This is a genomic window from Phyllobacterium lublinensis (assembly GCF_020164435.1).
Taxonomy (GTDB): domain Bacteria; phylum Pseudomonadota; class Alphaproteobacteria; order Rhizobiales; family Rhizobiaceae; genus Phyllobacterium; species Phyllobacterium lublinensis.
In genome coordinates this window covers 178002-194686 of the sequence record NZ_JAIUDQ010000005.1, presented here as the reverse complement: position 1 = coordinate 194686, position 16685 = coordinate 178002, and the positions used below count along the sequence as shown (strand labels likewise).

General features: G+C 56.0%; 20 protein-coding genes. 8 read left to right on the top strand and 12 right to left on the bottom strand.

What is annotated here, in order from left to right:
• Positions 1 to 72 precede the first annotated feature (72 nt).
• The 4 genes from K9U38_RS08955 (at position 73) to K9U38_RS08940 (ending at position 4805) form a co-directional block, all read left to right on the top strand.
• Positions 73 to 1659 carry an ABC transporter ATP-binding protein gene (locus tag K9U38_RS08955; RefSeq protein WP_224493997.1) on the top strand — a complete coding sequence of 529 codons (1587 nt, stop codon included), beginning with the start codon at positions 73 to 75 and terminating at the stop codon, positions 1657 to 1659.
• Complete coding sequence (locus tag K9U38_RS08950; protein WP_224493996.1) at positions 1659 to 2750, top strand: ABC transporter permease; 1092 nt, start codon at positions 1659 to 1661, stop codon at positions 2748 to 2750. Before K9U38_RS08955 ends, K9U38_RS08950 begins: the two co-directional genes overlap by 1 nt.
• Before the next feature lies 1 nt (position 2751).
• On the top strand, positions 2752 to 3672 hold the full coding sequence (locus K9U38_RS08945; protein WP_224493995.1) for an ABC transporter permease: 921 nt from the start codon (positions 2752 to 2754) through the stop codon (positions 3670 to 3672).
• Positions 3673 to 3737: 65 nt separating this feature from the next.
• The gene (locus K9U38_RS08940) at positions 3738 to 4805 is read left to right on the top strand and encodes a BMP family ABC transporter substrate-binding protein (protein ID WP_224493994.1); all 1068 of its coding nucleotides are present in this window, start codon (positions 3738 to 3740) and stop codon (positions 4803 to 4805) included.
• A gap of 63 nt (positions 4806 to 4868) precedes the next feature.
• Here K9U38_RS08940 and bfr read toward each other — a convergent pair whose 3' ends face one another.
• The 8 genes from bfr to K9U38_RS08900 form a co-directional block, all read right to left on the bottom strand.
• Positions 4869 to 5354, bottom strand: a complete 486-nt coding sequence (gene bfr / locus K9U38_RS08935; protein ID WP_224493993.1) for a bacterioferritin — start codon at positions 5352 to 5354, stop codon at positions 4869 to 4871.
• Entirely contained in the window at positions 5320 to 5631 is a 312-nt protein-coding gene (locus K9U38_RS08930; protein ID WP_224493992.1) for a (2Fe-2S)-binding protein, read from the bottom strand. The genes bfr and K9U38_RS08930 overlap by 35 nt, the downstream gene beginning before the upstream one ends.
• Positions 5632 to 6284: 653 nt before the next feature.
• Entirely contained in the window at positions 6285 to 6746 is a 462-nt protein-coding gene (rirA, locus tag K9U38_RS08925; RefSeq protein ID WP_224493991.1) for an iron-responsive transcriptional regulator RirA, read from the bottom strand.
• A gap of 141 nt (positions 6747 to 6887) precedes the next feature.
• The gene (locus K9U38_RS08920) at positions 6888 to 7133 is read right to left on the bottom strand and encodes a hypothetical protein (RefSeq protein WP_224493990.1); all 246 of its coding nucleotides are present in this window, start codon (positions 7131 to 7133) and stop codon (positions 6888 to 6890) included.
• 305 nt (positions 7134 to 7438) lie between these two features.
• Positions 7439 to 7747 (bottom strand): hypothetical protein, encoded by a 309-nt coding sequence (locus K9U38_RS08915; protein WP_224493989.1) that lies wholly within the window; start codon positions 7745 to 7747, stop codon positions 7439 to 7441.
• A gap of 78 nt (positions 7748 to 7825) precedes the next feature.
• Positions 7826 to 7984 carry a hypothetical protein gene (locus tag K9U38_RS08910; protein ID WP_224493988.1) on the bottom strand — a complete coding sequence of 53 codons (159 nt, stop codon included), beginning with the start codon at positions 7982 to 7984 and terminating at the stop codon, positions 7826 to 7828.
• A 91-nt stretch (positions 7985 to 8075) separates the two neighbouring features.
• Positions 8076 to 8438: a putative quinol monooxygenase gene (locus K9U38_RS08905; RefSeq protein ID WP_224493987.1), complete on the bottom strand. Its 363-nt coding sequence runs from the start codon at positions 8436 to 8438 to the stop codon at positions 8076 to 8078.
• A 102-nt stretch (positions 8439 to 8540) separates the two neighbouring features.
• Positions 8541 to 8717 (bottom strand): hypothetical protein, encoded by a 177-nt coding sequence (locus tag K9U38_RS08900; protein ID WP_224493986.1) that lies wholly within the window; start codon positions 8715 to 8717, stop codon positions 8541 to 8543.
• A gap of 213 nt (positions 8718 to 8930) precedes the next feature.
• Between K9U38_RS08900 and K9U38_RS08895 the strand changes: the two genes are divergently transcribed.
• Positions 8931 to 9407, top strand: a complete 477-nt coding sequence (locus tag K9U38_RS08895; RefSeq protein ID WP_224493985.1) for a host attachment family protein — start codon at positions 8931 to 8933, stop codon at positions 9405 to 9407.
• A gap of 228 nt (positions 9408 to 9635) precedes the next feature.
• On the opposite strand, the gene K9U38_RS08890 is transcribed toward K9U38_RS08895, so the two are convergent.
• Positions 9636 to 9788: a hypothetical protein gene (locus tag K9U38_RS08890; RefSeq protein WP_224493984.1), complete on the bottom strand. Its 153-nt coding sequence runs from the start codon at positions 9786 to 9788 to the stop codon at positions 9636 to 9638.
• A gap of 817 nt (positions 9789 to 10605) precedes the next feature.
• Here K9U38_RS08890 and K9U38_RS08885 point away from each other — a divergent pair.
• Positions 10606 to 11067: a flavin reductase family protein gene (locus K9U38_RS08885; protein ID WP_370631877.1), complete on the top strand. Its 462-nt coding sequence runs from the start codon at positions 10606 to 10608 to the stop codon at positions 11065 to 11067.
• A 9-nt stretch (positions 11068 to 11076) separates the two neighbouring features.
• Here K9U38_RS08885 and K9U38_RS08880 read toward each other — a convergent pair whose 3' ends face one another.
• Entirely contained in the window at positions 11077 to 11322 is a 246-nt protein-coding gene (locus K9U38_RS08880; RefSeq protein WP_224493982.1) for a hypothetical protein, read from the bottom strand.
• 531 nt (positions 11323 to 11853) lie between these two features.
• Here K9U38_RS08880 and K9U38_RS08875 point away from each other — a divergent pair.
• Both K9U38_RS08875 and K9U38_RS08870 read left to right on the top strand, forming a co-directional pair.
• A complete protein-coding gene (locus K9U38_RS08875; protein WP_224493981.1) occupies positions 11854 to 14268 on the top strand; it encodes an autotransporter family protein in 2415 nt (804 codons plus the stop codon).
• Between the two features lie 82 nt (positions 14269 to 14350).
• Positions 14351 to 15199 carry an alpha/beta fold hydrolase gene (locus K9U38_RS08870; protein WP_370631869.1) on the top strand — a complete coding sequence of 283 codons (849 nt, stop codon included), beginning with the start codon at positions 14351 to 14353 and terminating at the stop codon, positions 15197 to 15199.
• 30 nt (positions 15200 to 15229) lie between these two features.
• Here the strand turns inward: K9U38_RS08870 and K9U38_RS08865 are convergent, their stop codons facing one another.
• A complete protein-coding gene (locus tag K9U38_RS08865) occupies positions 15230 to 16030 on the bottom strand; it encodes an anti-sigma factor family protein (protein WP_224493980.1) in 801 nt (266 codons plus the stop codon).
• On the bottom strand, positions 16030 to 16656 hold the full coding sequence (locus K9U38_RS08860; protein WP_224494090.1) for an RNA polymerase sigma factor: 627 nt from the start codon (positions 16654 to 16656) through the stop codon (positions 16030 to 16032). The genes K9U38_RS08865 and K9U38_RS08860 overlap by 1 nt, the downstream gene beginning before the upstream one ends.
• Between the last annotated feature and the right edge of the window lie 29 nt (positions 16657 to 16685).

The window sequence follows — 16685 nt, the reverse complement described above, 5'->3', positions numbered from 1 at the left end:
CCTTACGTTTTACACTTTCCAAGTTTAGTCAGCCTGACATAGGATCGGTAACGGTCTTGGCCGCGGGGAATTATGACAGGCACAACAATAACAAACGGCTCTGATAAACCGCTTCTGGAAGCTAGCAAGCTCACCAAAATCTTCGGGACACTCAAAGCCTGCGACGAAATCAACCTGGCGATCGGAACGGGCGAAATCCACTCGCTGCTCGGTGAGAACGGTGCGGGCAAATCCACGCTCGTCAAAATGCTGTTCGGCGCGTTGCAGCCAACGTCCGGGGATATCGCCTGGAAAGGGCAAAAGGTAACAGTCACCAATCCGGCAATGGGAAGATCGCTCGGTATCGGCATGGTTTTCCAACATTTTTCACTTTTCGATGCGCTGACTGCAGCCGAGAACATCGCCCTGTCACTCGACGAGAGGACACCGCTCGATACGATCGCCACCCGCGCGAGGGAAATCGGTCAAGCCTACGGGTTGCCGGTCGATCCCGAGGCGCTGGTGGGTGATCTTTCCGTGGGTGAGCGCCAGCGCATCGAGATCATCCGCTGCCTGCTGCAAAATCCCGATCTGATCATTCTGGACGAGCCGACTTCAGTACTCACCCCGCAGGAGGCTGATCTCCTCTTCGTGACGCTGGAGCGCCTGCGATCGGAAGGCAAGTCGATCTTGTACATCAGTCACAGGCTGGAGGAGGTCAGGCGGCTATGTGACCGGGCGACCGTGTTGCGCCACGGCAAAGTCGTTGGCCAATGCGATCCACGTTCGCAAACAGCAGCATCGCTGGCACGGATGATGGTTGGCAATGACATTCACGTCATCGACCGCCATCCGGCAGAGGCCGCCGCATCGACGCAAGCCGCACTGCTCGAGGTAAGGGGCCTGTCGCAAAAGCCGCGCGGACCATTCTCGGTCTCGCTGCACGATATCAACCTTTCGGTCCGGGCTGGCGAAATTCTCGGGATTGCCGGCGTCGCGGGCAACGGGCAGGGCGAATTGTTCGAGGCGATTTCTGGCGAAGTCCTGCAGGAGCGCCCGGACATCATTCGCATTCGCGGAACGGATGCCGGCAGGATCGGCATTTCGGGACGGCGAAAACTCGGTGCGGCTTTCGTGCCTGAAGAACGGCTCGGTCATGGTGCAGTGCCGGACATGTCCCTCACCAATAATCTTCTGCTGTCGCGCCATTCTACGGACCGCAAGGTGTTCCTTACCGGCGGCGCGCTTCGCCTCGTGGCGGAGCGAAGTCTGGCCCTCGCGACCAGCCGCATCGTGACCCAAATGGATGTGCGCAAGAGTGCGGAAAATCCAGATGCATCAGCACTTTCCGGCGGAAACCTGCAAAAGTTTCTCATCGGCCGCGAACTCGACAGGAACCCGTCAGTAATGATCGTCAACCAGCCGACATGGGGCGTAGATGCCGGGGCTGCGGCGCATATACGTCAGGCCCTGGTCGATCTTGCCCGCAGCGGTTCGGCGGTGATCGTAATCAGCCAGGACCTCGACGAATTGTTCGATATTTCTGACCGGATAGCAGCCATGGTCCATGGCCACCTATCGGAGTCCGTTCCGATCGAAGCAATGAATCGCGAGCGTGTAGGCCTGATGATGGGCGGCGTGGATCACTCGATTGCCCCAGAAAACGCGGGGACAATTTGATGCGCATCGAGATCGTCAAGCGCCCGCAACACTCAGCTCTGTTTAGCGCCTTGTCGCCGTTCATAGCGCTTTTTCTTACGCTGATTGCAGGCGCCATCCTTTTTTCCATTCTCGGCAAGAACCCCGTTTCTGCGCTGTATTCCTATTTTATCGAACCCTTGACTGAAGTCTGGTCAATCCACGAATTGCTGGTGAAGGCCGCGCCTCTGATCCTGATTGCCGTGGGCCTGTCGGTATGCTTCCTGTCCAACAACTGGAATATCGGGGCTGAGGGCCAATTGATCGCCGGGGGGATCGCCGGATCGATACTGCCGGTCATGTTTCCGGATATGCAGGGCTGGTACGTGCTGCCCGTCATGCTGCTGCTCGGCATGGCAGGTGGCATGGCCTATGCGACGATTCCCGCATTCCTCAAGGTGCGGTTCAACACCAATGAGATCCTGACCAGCCTGATGCTGGTGTACGTAGCACAGCTTTTTCTCGATTGGCTGGTACGCGGTCCCTGGCGCAATCCTCAGGGATATAATTTTCCAGAGACGGTCCAGTTCAACGCGAGCGCGATCCTGCCGGAGATCTCATCCGCCTCGGGGCGCGCGCATTGGGGGTTTATCCTGGCGCTGATCGCCGCATTGCTGGTGTGGTTCATGCTGTCGCGGACTTTGAACGGGTACGAGATCAAGGTTCTTGGCCGCAGTTCAAGGGCAGGGCGCTTTGCCGGTTTCAGCGCCGGACGGCTGACATTCTTCGCCTTTCTGATCTCGGGCGCCCTAGCAGGCCTGGCTGGCATTGCTGAAGTCTCCGGTGCAGTGGGCCAGTTGCGGACCAGTATTTCACCGGGATACGGCTTCACCGCAATCATCGTCGCCTTTCTTGGAAGGCTCAATCCGCTGGGGATAATTGCGGCAGGCCTCGTGCTTGCGCTGTCGTATCTCGGGGGCGAAGCCGCCCAGATTTCATTGGGGATTTCGGAAAAATCGGCTCGCATATTCCAGGGCATCATCCTGTTTTTTGTCCTCGCCAGCGACACCCTGATTTATTATCGCATCCGGATCGTATCGCGCGCAGGTGATGCAGTGGCAAAGGGTGCGTGAAATGACCATGTTCGAAGCCATACTTCTGACGATTGCAACGGCGGCAACGCCTCTGCTGATCGCAGCACTCGGTGAACTTGTCGTCGAGCGTTCTGGCGTTTTGAATCTTGGTGTGGAAGGCATGATGGTCATGGGTGCCGTTGCCGGGTTCGCCATTGCCCAGACGACAGGCTCTGCCTGGCTCGGCATGATCGCGGCCATCCTCGCGGGCGCGGCGTTTTCACTGCTGTTTGGTTTCCTGACGCTGACCCTTGTCACCAATCAGGTGGCGACCGGTCTGGCACTGACTTTGCTGGGCCTTGGAGCGTCGGCGATGATCGGCGAAAGCTTCGTGGGCCTGCCTGGCGTGAAAATGGAAGCACTGAATATTCCGGTTCTTACAGACCTGCCATATGTCGGCAAGTTCCTGTTCGGACAGGATCCGATTTTCTATATCTCCATTCTTCTTACGATCGGCGTTGTGTGGTTCCTGTTCAAGACCCGCGCCGGCCTGACCTTGCGTGCCGTCGGCGACAACCACACGTCAGCGCATTCATTGGGAGTACCCGTCGTTCGCATTCGCTACCTTGCCGTGCTGTTCGGCGGCGCTTGCGCCGGACTGGCCGGCGGACAGCTTTCGCTGGTCTATGTGCCGCAATGGGTGGAAAACATGACAGCGGGCCGGGGCTGGATCGCACTGGCGTTGGTGGTGTTTGCGTCCTGGCGGCCATGGCGTATCCTCGCCGGCGCCTATCTGTTCGGTGCGGTCAGTATAGGTCAGTTGCACGCACAGGCGCTTGGTATCGGCATACCGTCGCAGTTCATGTCGTCACTTCCCTATCTGGCGACGATTATCGTGCTTGTGCTGATTTCCCGCAACAAGCGGCTCACATTGATGAACACGCCGACTTCGCTCGGCAAGCCCTTCGTGCCGGACCGCTAGGCGGCGCACGAAGCCGGTAGGGACCAAAAGACTTCGCAATCGAGTAACAGAGAGGTGAACTTTAGATGAAAAAACTGATATTGGCGCTGACAATGGCGGCCAGTTTCGCCGTCGCAGGAGCAGCGCACGCTCAGGAGAAGCTGAAAGTCGGCTTTATCTACATCGGACCGCCCGGCGATTTCGGCTGGACGTACCAGCATGATCAGGGTCGCAAGGAACTGGAGAAAGCCTTGGGCGACAAGGTGGAAACCACTTTCCTCGAAAACGTCCCGGAAGGTGCCGATGCCGAGCGTTCGATCGAGCGGCTTGCACGAGCGGGCAACAAGCTCATATTCACGACGTCGTTCGGCTACATGGACGCGACAGTCAAGGTGGCGCAGAAATTTCCTGACGTGAAATTCGAGCACGCGACCGGCTACAAGACTGCCGACAACGTTGCCGTCTACAATTCGCGCTTCTATGAGGGCCGTTACGTGCAGGGCGTGATCGCTGCAAAACTGTCGAAGACAGGCGTTGCCGGTTACATCGGTTCGTTCCCCATTCCCGAGGTCGTTCAAGGCATCAACTCCTTCATGCTGGGTGCGCAGTCTGTCAATCCGGACTTCAAGATCAAGGTCATCTGGGCCAACTCCTGGTTTGACCCCGCCAAGGAGGCAGATGCTGCCAAGGCTCTCGTTGACCAGGGCGTCGACATCATCACCCAGCACACGGACTCGACCGCCCCGATGCAGGTTGCAGCCGAGCGCAAGATCAAAGCCTTCGGTCAGGCTTCCGATATGATCAAATTCGGCCCTGAAACGCAGCTGACGTCGATCGTAGACAATTGGGGACCCTATTACATCGAGCGGGCCAAGGCTGTGCTTGATGGGAGCTGGAAAACCCACAACGTCTTCGAGGGCATGCATGAAGGCCTCGTCGTCATGGCGCCTTACACGAACATGCCGGACGACGTGAAAAAGCTTGCTGAGGAGACGCAGGCCAAGATCACCTCGGGAGAACTGAAGCCGTTCACGGGCCCGATCAAGAAGCAGGATGGTTCGGAATGGCTGAAGGCTGGTGAGACAGCCGACGACAAGACCATTCTCGGCATGAACTTCTATGTCGCGGGCGTCGACGACAAGCTTCCGCAATAACAGTTCAACAAAAAGAAAGGGCGCCACTGGCGCCCTTTTTTATAGTCGGAGATGGTTGTTTGATCAGTCGACGTCGTTTGCCGAAGCCGCATTGAGCTGGCCATAGCGTTCGACGCCAATGGCTGTCAGAAGGTCGATCTGCGTCTCGAGGAAGTCGACATGACCTTCCTCGTCCTTCAGCAGTTCGTCAAAGAGTTCCTTGGACACATAGTCGCCGAGCTGATCGCAAATCTCACGCGACTTCTTGTAGGATTTGACCGCGTCGTACTCACCAGCAAGATCCGCCTCGAGCACTTCTTTGATATTCTGGCCGATGCGAAGAGCGCCAATCGACTGCAAATTCGGATGACCTTCCAGGAAGATGATGCGCTGGATGATCTTGTCGGCGTGATGCATTTCCTCAATGGATTCTTCACGCTCTTTCTTGGCGAGCTTTGTATAGCCCCAGTCATCCAGAAGGCGATAGTGCAGCCAATACTGGTTGACGGCCCCCAATTCGAGAAACAGTGCTTCGTTAAGCCGCTCGATGACCTTTTTGTCGCCCTTCATGTCGTGAACTCCCGTATTCGTGACGCAGTGACCGGACACGGTCAATGAACGATACGGCATCCGAATCGTCTGAACCGTGGCGGAGATGATATTCTTCCGTCACCTTTATGATGGTTTCAGCGACATTTGGGAAGCAGCCGCAGCAGCGGCCGCGCTTCTTCATGGCATGGTAAACCTTTGCAGGAACAACGAGTTGCCACGGGTCGGCATCGAGAAGTTCAATGATAGTATTCTCGATCTCTTTTTGGGTAATGATGTTGCAGTGACAAACTAGCATGTTACGCCGACGCCATACTCACGAGCAAAAACACAATAGCCATCCGATGCCAAGCAGGCATCAAATCTTGCATAAACTACTGATATGAAAGCGTTTTCTACGCAAAGACCAAGAGATACTGTCCCGTGATCGGGTGATACTTTCGAACCAACCAATGGTTCCTCCAATCGCAAGGGTTCAAGGCCCTAACATTAAAGGTCATACGTTCCTCAACGCTGACATCATAAAACCGGTTTGTCAGAACGCTGTCAAATCCATATGGGGAGAATATGTCGTGATTTCAAGTAGTTAGAATTATTCTAAACTGGACGAATAACATAACCTTTTCAATCAGGTTTGGTGTTTCAACCGGCGATTTGTTGCCGCAGAAGCCCCTGTGTCAAAACGTCTCATGAAGGTGAAGCCTGCGCAATGGGATCGTGGCGAACCCGCAATCTGCAACCGTACTGATCACATTTACAACGCCGCGTGGAAATTCTTCGGCGAGAATCGCACTTTTTGCTGCGAGATTCGGCAAATCCCGACCGTAAAACGGTCAGGTCTGCTCGAATCACACTGAGGGATCGTCATCATTCGTCTCGATTGCGATCGAATGGACGCGCGTGCTGCAGAAGGGCGGCGCTACCCCGGATTTTACCCATTGTAAGCGATGGTCAGCTGGCCGTCGCGAGACGCTCTTCCAGAACATCGATCCCGAGGAGGGCGCGCACGTCACGCTTGTCGACGATGTCCGCGATCGTATAGTCGGCGAGGACTTCGAAGAATGCATTGAGCGCCTTGCGCAGCGCGGCATTCAAGCCACAGCTGTCGATCAATGGGCAATCGGCCGCGTCATTCTCGAAGCATTCCGCCATGGCAAAATTCTCTTCGGTCACGCGGACGATGTCGAACAGCGTAATGTCCTTGGCTGGCTTGCCGAGCCTTACACCACCGTTGCGCCCGCGTACCGTCTCGATGAAACCGTTTTCGACGAGCGGCTGAAGGATCTTGAAGAGAAAGAGTTCGGATACCGTGTAGGCCTGCGCGATTTCGCCTATGCGGCTCAGATTGCCCTCATTGGCTGCGCAATACATCAGAATCCGAATGGCATAATTGGTCTGTCGTGTCAGTCGCATGGGAATATCTCTTTCAACCCGATATCGGGCATGCACGTTCAATGTGGAGCGCAGTTTAGAATTATTCTTGATAATGTAAACGGATAAATATGAAATACGCTTTCATATTTTAATGCCCATGCTCACCGGTGAATAAGCGGGTCAGCGGACGAGAACAACCACAGAAGCTGTGATGAGAGCGGATGCCATCAGGAGCAGCAAACCATAGAGGCGCGGCTTGTCGAAAAGGACGGCAAACCCTGCCACCCAGACAACAACCGCTGCACCCAGCGCATAGAGAAAGCCCGCCTTGTGTTCCCAAGCAATATGGACGGCCATCAGGCCGCCGATGATAAGGGCCCCGAATACGACCATCAGGGCCAGGGCGTACTTCTCAAAATTGTCCATTCAGGCACTCACTCTCAACATCTGCGCTCTGCAGTGCAGATAATCCCGCACGTGACCTGACTGGGTTTGATCAGGCCGACAGTGAACTCTTCTTAGACCGTTCAAGCCCCTGAAAGCAACCGGAGAGGGCCCATGGGAACACTTGCGTTCGGCAATGTGTGCTATGCGCAACAAAAAAGGCCGGGAATTCCCGACCTTTCCGAATTCGCCTCGACGCCAGTGCCAGTACATCCGTGGTCAAAAGCGGAAACGAATTTCTGATACCCAGATAGGGTTGCGCTCGACCGAATTCAAGGGCAGCGCCATTAACGCCGGTAAGCACCCATGCTGGCAAGCAGCCCGATACCAGCGATTGCGGAGATGATGGCAACCGTGGCAAGCGGATGCTCCCTGGCTTTGTCCGCAGCCAGTTGGGCTTCATCGCCCACAAAGCGGGCGGCCTTCCGGCTCTGGCGCCTGGCGCTGTTATAGGCGGACCTTGCACTATCGGGAACTTCAAATCCCTGGTCGGCAAGGGACTTGCTGATCGCGGAAAGCTCCTCGCGCAGGCTTGCGATCTGGCTCTCCAAACCAACTTCCACCGACTCGCGCACTTTCGATACATCCAATGCCATTTTCAAAGTTCCTTTCCATTTGCATGAGAAAGGTGGAACGTCGGCTATGGCGTTTGGTTCCCGATTTTGGATGCCGGCCTATTTCCAGCAGCCATTGTTCTGGCCGTTGAGATTGTGCGAGTCGATATCAATACCGGCTGAGAAGTCGTTCTTGACCAGATAGACTGCCGTCTCCGGCTTGATGCGAATTTTGTTCCATCCGGAACAGCTGGATGTCCGGGCCGGCTTCTCGCTCATCCATCGCATCGCGCCACAGCTGGACGTTATGGCAATGCAGGGCAGGAGCAAAGCCACGGCCAATCTGTTCAAAGCTCGAACACGCATCGCCTCAATCATCATTGCTGGCGTTCAGTTCTTGCGGTGTCATGCCTTCGGCGGCCTTTGCGCTCAATGACTGGGCGAGGATTAGCCGCCTTGATTTGAGCAGCGGGGCAAATGCATCGCGAACCTTGGCCATGCGCGGATTGTTTTCATGCGCCGTAACCGCCGGCTCGTTGGAATAGAGCTCATTGACCATCACCTTGTTCGGGATGGGCGTTCCGTCGCGTTCGATCGGCTTGATTACCTCGAAGCGCAAGCAACCGGGCTCCTCCTCCAAGGTCTTCCTGGCGTGCTCGCGAATAAGCGTGATGAACTCTTCCTCACAGCCCTGGTGTGTTTCGAATTCAACGATAATCGACAATGCACTCATGAAAACCTCCCAATCCGTCTGACTGTGTCTAACAGCGGTCACACCACAAATCCAGATACGGCAGCAGGGAAAGCAGCGTTCACAGGCACTTTGCCGACCTCATTACTTCCTTGCAAAGAAGAGAAGGCCGATACCGACCGCGATGGTCAGCAATCCGATATAGAGCCAGCGCATCTGACCGACCATGAAACTACCGCCAATGAGGCTAAGTCCCTGCAGGGACCAGATTGCGCCCATGATGATGAGAAGCACTGCGACAATCGACAAGGTTATTTTCATAGCTGGTACAACTCGCGGATTGATAGGAACGCTACACCAGTCTTGCACGCGGTCTGCCCATGTCAAAATAAAAAAGGAACCTGTCATTGGCACGTTCGTTGACCCAATGTCGGCCAAATCGAAGATCGCCGGCATGGAAATGAAAAGATCGCTGCGTTCATACGCGCAATACGATTTCCAACGTTACGAAACTCCAGTAAAAAGGAACTTCAGATGACAACGTACACGCCGGAGTCGGATATGGTAAATGTCATGTTGAACCGTCAGACTTGGGTCTTGGTGGCAGATGGCGAGAAAGCACTATTCCTGCGCAACAAGCACGACATGAACAATGTCCAACTCGGCATCGTCCACCAGTTGCACCACGCCAATCCCGCGACCAGGGAGCAGGGGACTGACAAGCCCGGACGTTCTACCAGCGGACCAGGTCTCGGGCGTAGCGCCGTGGAAGAAACGGATTGGCACGAGATCTCCAAAAAACGGTTTGCGAAGGAAATAGCTGATGCCCTCTATGGGCACGCGCACAACGGCGATTTCGAGCGCCTGATCATCGTCGCTCCACCGCTCATGCTCGGCGAAATGCGCCAGGAGTTTCACAAGGAAGTGTCAGACAAGATCGTCAGCGAAATTCCGAAAACCCTGACAAATCATTCGACGAACGATATTCAGGCGATTGTCGAGGAGAGTTGAGCCCGATATCGCTAACTACCTGATCCCACACATGCAAAACCCCTGCCGGACGGGTAGGGGTTTCGCGAGTTGAGGCTTGATTTGGCTCTAACAAACTGGATTCTGGATAAGGATATCACGCATCGTTTCAGTGCGGCGCAGGCTCAAGGTACCGCTACACTCAACCTGCCGGAATGCTATCACAAGTGACGCCGAATTCAAGGTTAAGATGGCTAACTAACCAATTTTTTACTTGACCTTCAGCCGTTCTACCTCTTCTTCCAGGCGCTTGATTCGCTCTTCCAATGCGTTGATCGCCTTGAACACAGCGACACCCATACCCTTGAAATCGCCACTATGGATTGCTGCTTCGATCGCATGTCTGGCATTTTCAATTGTCATTGTTTCCTCCACGTCACGGTGCCGTATATTCCATGAGGAAAGCCCAATCCTCAAGGGGCATGAGGATTGGGCTGTTTTTGGCTTGTGGGGTTAGCCAAGTCTGGTTTGGGGGAACCAGTTTGACAGAAATGCTTTCACCACGAATTGGTTCCAGCTTTTGAAGTTTTTTTTGAAGGACCGAATAAGGGATGTAGAACGACGCGGCGCGCCCGATCAACTTGGCAATAAATCAAAGAGTATGGCCAGGTGAAACGCAAAAGCCACGCCGAACACCAGAAGGACAAGCCCTCGCTCTGTCTTGCTTTTCAGAGCGCGGCGAACACCACTATCAGCGGTCTCGTGCGTGCCTGTGTAATCGATAGAGACCATTGGAAATCATCTCACTTTGTTGGTGGTCCGATTTTCGGACATTTCATACACGATTAACACGATAGAGATTATAATTATGGACGTCCAGTGGGTTACTTTTTTCGCCGCAGCAGCGTTTGATGGAAATCTATGCTCACGGACAACGCAACCATGTTGGAACTGTTGCTCCAGATCCCTACAGTTCAAGTTGAACTAGACGCGTGATCTGGATAGAAATTCTCCGAAATCGTCATGTTGGCAAAACTTATCGCCAAATGAGGCCGTGTTAAGCAAACCGCAATCTGGCTGGATGCCGTGCCGGCATGTTGCAATGCAATCCAGCATACACACTTCATAGCGACAACATGCGAGCAGCCCAATGAACCAGGAAAGAATATCCGCCTTTGAAACTGGAGCGCTTGTCGTGCGCCAGGAATTGCCTGTCGAAACCGGCCTGTTCAAGGACGCCATGCGGCATCTTGCCGGCGCAGTGAGCGTGATCACAGTCGGCCGTGGCAGCGATCGCTCAGGCTTTACGGCTACGTCGGTGTCGTCATTGGCAATTGATCCGCCATCGTTGGTCGTGTGTCTCAATCGCGTCTCTTCATCCTGGCAGGTGCTGCAGCGCCATGGCAGCTTCTGCGTCAACGTGCTCGCGCACGACCAGCAGCACGTGGCCGACAGCTTTGCCGGACGGGGCGGTCTAAAGGGGGTGGAGCGTTATCAGGATGCCCAGTGGCAAGAACTGGCGACGGGAACCCTAGCACTCGCCGATGCCCTGACCGTGTTTGATTGCGAACTTGATGACGTCATCGAGCGCCACTCCCATGCCATCCTCGTTGGCAAGGTAAGGGCAATTACGCTCCGCCAGCAAGTAGAACCACTTCTCTACTGGCATGGCGCCTACCGCCATATCACGAAGGAAAGGTGAGGCCTCTCGTCAGGTGACGATGGCTGTGACTGAACAGGCAATCAGCGCAATCGACACGAACAGGATAAGACCGTAGAGGCGCGGTTGATCGAAGATGACCGCAAAGCCGAGAAAGAACGCCGCGCAGGCAGAAGCCAAGGCAAACAGAAATGCGGCCTTATCATCCGTTACGATGCCGAACGACATGAGACCGCCAACAATCAACGCACCGAAAACAATGAATATCCACGTTGCGAAGGTCTCGTATCGATCCATTGTCTGCTCCTCTGCCATTCGCGCCATGGCCGGATTACAACGGAATATGCACATGCAGTCAATGAAGGTTGGCCGGTGATTCAACTGACTATCTAACGAAACCTTCCGTCCTTTGCCTTGTAAAAACAGGAATATTGGAAGCAGTCGGAGGATTGCCAAATAGTTAATCGCGAAATGTTCATCGTCACGTTTGTCCACAAGCATAATGCGACATATCTATCACAGTAAGCAAGTTCACGATGTAGTCATTAAACCTTCAGTTGCGAAGCGCCATTTCTGATTCTACTTTATGCTCGAAAATGCGTTGTCTGGTTATCGGAGTTGCAGTCCATCCAAGCAATTCCAGAGCATCTCATCATCGTTGCGGGAGGATACATGAAGTCCCAACGTTTGAGTACGCGAATTCTCTGGCTTTCTTCTGTCTCTCTCCTCCCGCTCATCCTCTCGAACCAAACAGCATCCGCAGCATGTACATTTGCCCCCACGGCGGGAAATGACACCTTTATTTGCGACAGCGGCGTTGGCGGACCCTTGATCGATCCAAGTGGCAGCAACACGCTGACCCTGCCGACAGGCGGGACAGGGACCATCAACGGCGCGGTTATGTTCAACGGCCCCGGTGTGGATACGGTGCTCATGAGCTCGGGAACAATCAACGGCGATGTGACAATGGGCGCCGGCAACGACCGCTTCGAATTGAATGCCGGCACCGTCAACGGCACGATTTTCCAGAATGGCGGCGTCGACACGTTCGTCATGGCGGGCGGTGTCGTGCAGCGCGTGGAGCAGGGGAGCGAACTCGATACGGCGACCATCAGCGGCGGCTGGATTGTCGGGCAGTTCTTTGCCGGTGATTTCCTCACGATGACAGGCGGGCGCATCGGCGAAGTCAACCTTGAACAGGCTAACAACGAGATGCGCATGTCCGGCGGCACGATCGACCGGTTTGTCATCGCAACGCAGGGGCGCGACCTCTTAGTCCTCTCGGGCGGTTCGATCGGTACATTCGTCGATCTGGGCAGTGGCGACAATGTTATCTTTGTCTCGGGCGGCTCGATTGGCAGCACTGTAACAACTGCGGGCGGCAGTGATCAGTTCACATGGAATACGGCTGGCACGATCGGTGGAGCGGTCAATCTCGGCGCAGGCAATGATAGCGGCGCACTGCAGAATCTTACGCAGGCAACGCTGGCGACGTCGCCGTCGCTGAATGGCGATGCGGGGACCGACACGCTGATCTTCAGCAATACAAGCGCCACAACCGCAGGCCGCTACGTGAATTGGGAAAGCGTTGCGCTGACCAATGGCTCTGCGTTCACGCTCGACAGCAACTTTGTACTCGGCGACGGCGGAACGGCGACCGGCAGCTTTGTCATCGATGGCACAAGCACGCTGCTCGCCGGCAATGGTGTCAATGCTGCAATCGCACCATTTGCAGGTGGTCAGCTGGTCAGTGTCACCAATAGCGGAACGATCGATCTGACGAACGGTTCCAGCGGTGCGACCGACACATTCACCGTGCTTGGTAATTATACCGGCGGTGGCGGCGCAATCCTGTTGCAGACCGTGCTCGGCGACGACGCGTCGGCCTCGGACCGCTTTATCATTTCCGGCGGAACAGCTGCCGGAACCACCGGACTGGCCGTCACCAATCTCGGTGGTGCTGGCGCTGCCACCGTCCAGGACGGCATTCTTGTCGTCCAGGCCGTCAATGGCGCCACGACAGCTTCTTCCGCGTTTGGTCTCAGCAATTCCGTTGCGGCGGGTGCGTTCGAATATGCGCTCTTCAGGGGCGGCGTTTCAGCGGGGTCCGGGGAAAACTGGTACTTGCGGTCCTCGATCCTGCCGGGCACCACGCCTGCTCCCCCAATTGATGCCGGGGTCGAGGAACTACCCGGCGCGCTAGAACCATCGATAGAGCCGCCCGGACCCGGCGTTGAACCGCCCAATCCAGGCGCCACGCCGGTTGTGGCTGAACCTGGCGAAGCGATCCCGCTCTATCGCGTCGAAGCTGCAACCTATACCGTTGTCCCGCCGGCTGTACGGGAGGCTATGCTGACAACACTCGGCACGTTTCATGAACGGCGCGGCGAACAGAGCATCACCGCCTCCGTTAGCAACTTCTCCGCGGCCTGGGGACGCGCGTTCGGACAATCGCACGAGCAAAGCTGGAGCGGAACGGTCGACCCTTCCGTCGATGGCAACCTTTATGGCTTCCAGCTCGGGCTCGATATGCTCGGCCGTGAAAGCAATGGCGGGCACAGCGATGTGGCCGGCCTGTTTTTCGCCTATTCCAACTTCAATGCCGATGTCACTGGACAGGCTGTCGGCTGGAACAATGTGAACGTCGGCTCGATGGACCTCGATACGACGAGCTTCGGCGGTTACTGGACTCACTTTGGCCCGTCCGGCTGGTACCTGGATGGTGTCGTCATGGGTTCATGGTTTGGCGGTGATGCAACATCGCAAAGAGGCGTCGGGATCGATCTTGGCGGGTCCGGCTTCACGGCCTCGCTGGAAGGCGGTTATCCGGTCGCGCTGTCGCAAAGCTGGACATTGGAGCCACAGGCACAGCTGATCTGGCAGCACCTTTCGCTCGACGATCAATCGGACGCGTTCTCGGATATCGGATTCGATTCTGATGAGGGCTTCACGGGGCGGCTCGGATTCCGGCTGCAGGGCAAATATCAGACGTCGTCTGGCCTGCTCCAGCCCTATGTCAAAGCCAATCTCTGGCACAATTTCAGTGGCACGGACACTGTGCTCTTTGGCAGCAACGCGATTTCGACGGAACTCGAATCGACCTCCCTCGAATTCGGTGGAGGCGTGACGCATGACTTCACGCAAAATGTGAGCGCATTCCTGGTGGCCGACTATGCGTTCGATGTCGACGGAGGAAATCTCGAGGTATTCGAAGGCAATATAGGACTGCGCGTCAAATGGTAGAAGCAGCCTGTTCCTGAACGCATGCATCCGTCAACCATGCAATCATCGGGAAATGGTCAAATCTGGCGGATAGGAAAAAATCATGTGCCTCAATACGTTGGCATTGTCCATCGCATTCATGTTCGCTCTGGCCGGTTCGGCAGTAAATGCAGCTGAACGCTGGGAGCAACTTCCCGAGCCGGTTCCTTTGCCGGCCGCCGAGAAAAGCGGTACGGCCCCGGTCAACGGTATCGAGATGTACTATGCAGTCTTCGGCAAGGGGCCCCCGGTGCTCCTCATTCACGGGGGACTCGGCTATGCCGATATCTGGGGCGCGCAGGTGGCTGATCTTGCCAAGGATCACACGGTCATCGTTGCAGACAGCCGTGGTCACGGACGCTCGACCCGCAATGCTGACGCCTTCAGCTATGACCTGATGTCCTCGGATTATCTGGCTTTACTGGACTATCTCAAGATCGACCAGACTGCACTGGTCGGATGGAGCGACGGCGGCATCATCGGTCTCGATATTGCCATGAACCATCCCGACAGGCTGACAAAGGTCTTTGCCCATGCTGCGAACTCCAAGGTCGATGGTCTCAAACCCGATGTGATGCAGAACAAGACGTTCGCCGGCTACATCGACAAGGCGGGCGGAGTCTACAGGAAGATATCGCCAACTCCGGCAGAATATGATGCATTTGTCACGCAGATCAGCGGCATGTGGGCCAGTCAGCCGAATTGGAGCGACGACGATCTGAAGAAAATCAATACACCGGTCGCAATCGTAGTGGGAGATCATGACGAAGCCATCACCCGGGAACACACGGATTACCTGGCCAAGACAATTCCTGGAGCGGAACTGATCATCCTCGACAACACCAGTCACTTTGCGATGCTGCAGGACCCTGAAGGCTACAACAAGGCCGTGCGCGATTTCATCGACAAGTAACGCATTACCGGCAACACGCTCCGGTGAACGTCATACGGAGAGCGCGGTCCGAACCTTCTCGGTCAGTGCACTCAACTGCTCAGGGGGATTGTGGCCGATCAGCATGAAGCCATGAGAACCATCGGACCAGAACACGACGTTCATCCCGCGGCGTTGTTCCGTCTGCGGTGGCTTTGCCGCTTTGGAGGATTGAACGATACAGAGGGCAAGCGGCCCGTATTGCGGGTCGAGATAGACGATCTGGCCGAGCGGCTTCGCGTCATATTGCAGTATCTGGGCCCGTTTTAGCGGAATCCCCGGCAGCGTAACGGCTTCGACCGGCAAGGACAGGCCGAGTTTGGAGCCGACGCTGCTGAGCTGGGCCGACAAAAACTCCTCATTGCCAGGCAGGTTGGCCAGCGTATCGGACGTATAAAGCGCCAGATACTCAGCCACGACGCCGCGCCAGCCGAGATCCACAACCTCTGTCGATTCGGGGTCGCGCATCGACAGAAGGGCGCGATCTGCGACGACGCCGGCAAAGACCGCACCGATGGCAGCAGCGATGAAGCCGCGGCGCCTCCAGCCGTTCGCAATCGGCGCCGCGCCGGGGGCAGGCAGGTTATTCAGAATGGACTCAAGGCGTGCCGCCGGCGCATGCTCAAGCAGCGGTTCAAACGCCTCAAAAAATGGCAGTTCGCTGCGTGACAGAAAATCGAATCTCTCGGCAACGTTATCGTTGGTCTTGATCAGGGCATCGATCCGCACACGCTCGACGGCGTCCAGTTCGCCATCGAGAAAGGCGACAAGAAGCTCATCGGAGGGCATTTTGTTCGTGTCCGGATCGACCATCATTTCCCTCCTTTCGACGCGTGTGTGACGGGATCTGCTGCAGCGGTTTCGGCAAGTTTCGCCCTGGCCGCCGCAAGCCGGCTCATCACGGTACCGATCGGCACGCTCAGAACATCCGCAACCTCGCGATAGGAGAGGCCTTCGACATAGGCGAGGAAAACAGCCGTTCTCTGTGCCTCGGGGAGGGCACTTACCTGACGCAGAACCTGATTGGCAAGAACATGGGTTTCGGCATCCCGCTCCCCGTCGAAAACAAGTGCAACATCCGGATCGACGAAACCATGCCCCATGCGGATGCGGCGCGATCGGACCTCGTTGAGCCAGATCGAATGGAGGATTGCGAACAACCACCGATCCAGTCTGGTGCCGGCGGCAAACTGGCTTGCGCGCTCCAATGCACGCACGCAGGTCGCCTGAACGAGATCGTCAGCAACGTCGCGCTGGCGGGACAGCACGACGCCATAGCGCCAGAGCCTGGCAAGATGCTGGGCTAGCCCCGCCCTGATTTCATGTTCGCTCGCGATGGCTGCCTCCGGACCGGCCGCCCCGCAAGGGATAGCCGGGGATGAAGATGAACTGAACCTCGCCCTAATATAAGCACAAAGTCCAATCTGGGCGACAGACACATTGGAGCGAGCTAGGGCCATAACGACAC

What these genes read in the sequence shown, in the direction of transcription:
- K9U38_RS08955 (WP_224493997.1), top strand. Translation starts at nt 73, where the DNA reads ATGACAGGCACAACAATAACAAACGGCTCTGATAAACCGCTTCTGGAA.
- K9U38_RS08950 (WP_224493996.1), top strand. Translation starts at nt 1,659, where the DNA reads ATGCGCATCGAGATCGTCAAGCGCCCGCAACACTCAGCTCTGTTTAGC.
- K9U38_RS08945 (WP_224493995.1), top strand. Translation starts at nt 2,752, where the DNA reads ATGACCATGTTCGAAGCCATACTTCTGACGATTGCAACGGCGGCAACG.
- K9U38_RS08940 (WP_224493994.1), top strand. Translation starts at nt 3,738, where the DNA reads ATGAAAAAACTGATATTGGCGCTGACAATGGCGGCCAGTTTCGCCGTC.
- bfr (WP_224493993.1), bottom strand. Translation starts at nt 5,354, where the DNA reads ATGAAGGGCGACAAAAAGGTCATCGAGCGGCTTAACGAAGCACTGTTT.
- K9U38_RS08930 (WP_224493992.1), bottom strand. Translation starts at nt 5,631, where the DNA reads ATGCTAGTTTGTCACTGCAACATCATTACCCAAAAAGAGATCGAGAAT.
- rirA (WP_224493991.1), bottom strand. Translation starts at nt 6,746, where the DNA reads ATGCGACTGACACGACAGACCAATTATGCCATTCGGATTCTGATGTAT.
- K9U38_RS08920 (WP_224493990.1), bottom strand. Translation starts at nt 7,133, where the DNA reads ATGGACAATTTTGAGAAGTACGCCCTGGCCCTGATGGTCGTATTCGGG.
- K9U38_RS08915 (WP_224493989.1), bottom strand. Translation starts at nt 7,747, where the DNA reads ATGGCATTGGATGTATCGAAAGTGCGCGAGTCGGTGGAAGTTGGTTTG.
- K9U38_RS08910 (WP_224493988.1), bottom strand. Translation starts at nt 7,984, where the DNA reads ATGAGCGAGAAGCCGGCCCGGACATCCAGCTGTTCCGGATGGAACAAA.
- K9U38_RS08905 (WP_224493987.1), bottom strand. Translation starts at nt 8,438, where the DNA reads ATGAGTGCATTGTCGATTATCGTTGAATTCGAAACACACCAGGGCTGT.
- K9U38_RS08900 (WP_224493986.1), bottom strand. Translation starts at nt 8,717, where the DNA reads ATGAAAATAACCTTGTCGATTGTCGCAGTGCTTCTCATCATCATGGGC.
- K9U38_RS08895 (WP_224493985.1), top strand. Translation starts at nt 8,931, where the DNA reads ATGACAACGTACACGCCGGAGTCGGATATGGTAAATGTCATGTTGAAC.
- K9U38_RS08890 (WP_224493984.1), bottom strand. Translation starts at nt 9,788, where the DNA reads ATGACAATTGAAAATGCCAGACATGCGATCGAAGCAGCAATCCATAGT.
- K9U38_RS08885 (WP_370631877.1), top strand. Translation starts at nt 10,606, where the DNA reads ATGCGGCATCTTGCCGGCGCAGTGAGCGTGATCACAGTCGGCCGTGGC.
- K9U38_RS08880 (WP_224493982.1), bottom strand. Translation starts at nt 11,322, where the DNA reads ATGGATCGATACGAGACCTTCGCAACGTGGATATTCATTGTTTTCGGT.
- K9U38_RS08870 (WP_370631869.1), top strand. Translation starts at nt 14,351, where the DNA reads ATGTGCCTCAATACGTTGGCATTGTCCATCGCATTCATGTTCGCTCTG.
- K9U38_RS08865 (WP_224493980.1), bottom strand. Translation starts at nt 16,030, where the DNA reads ATGGTCGATCCGGACACGAACAAAATGCCCTCCGATGAGCTTCTTGTC.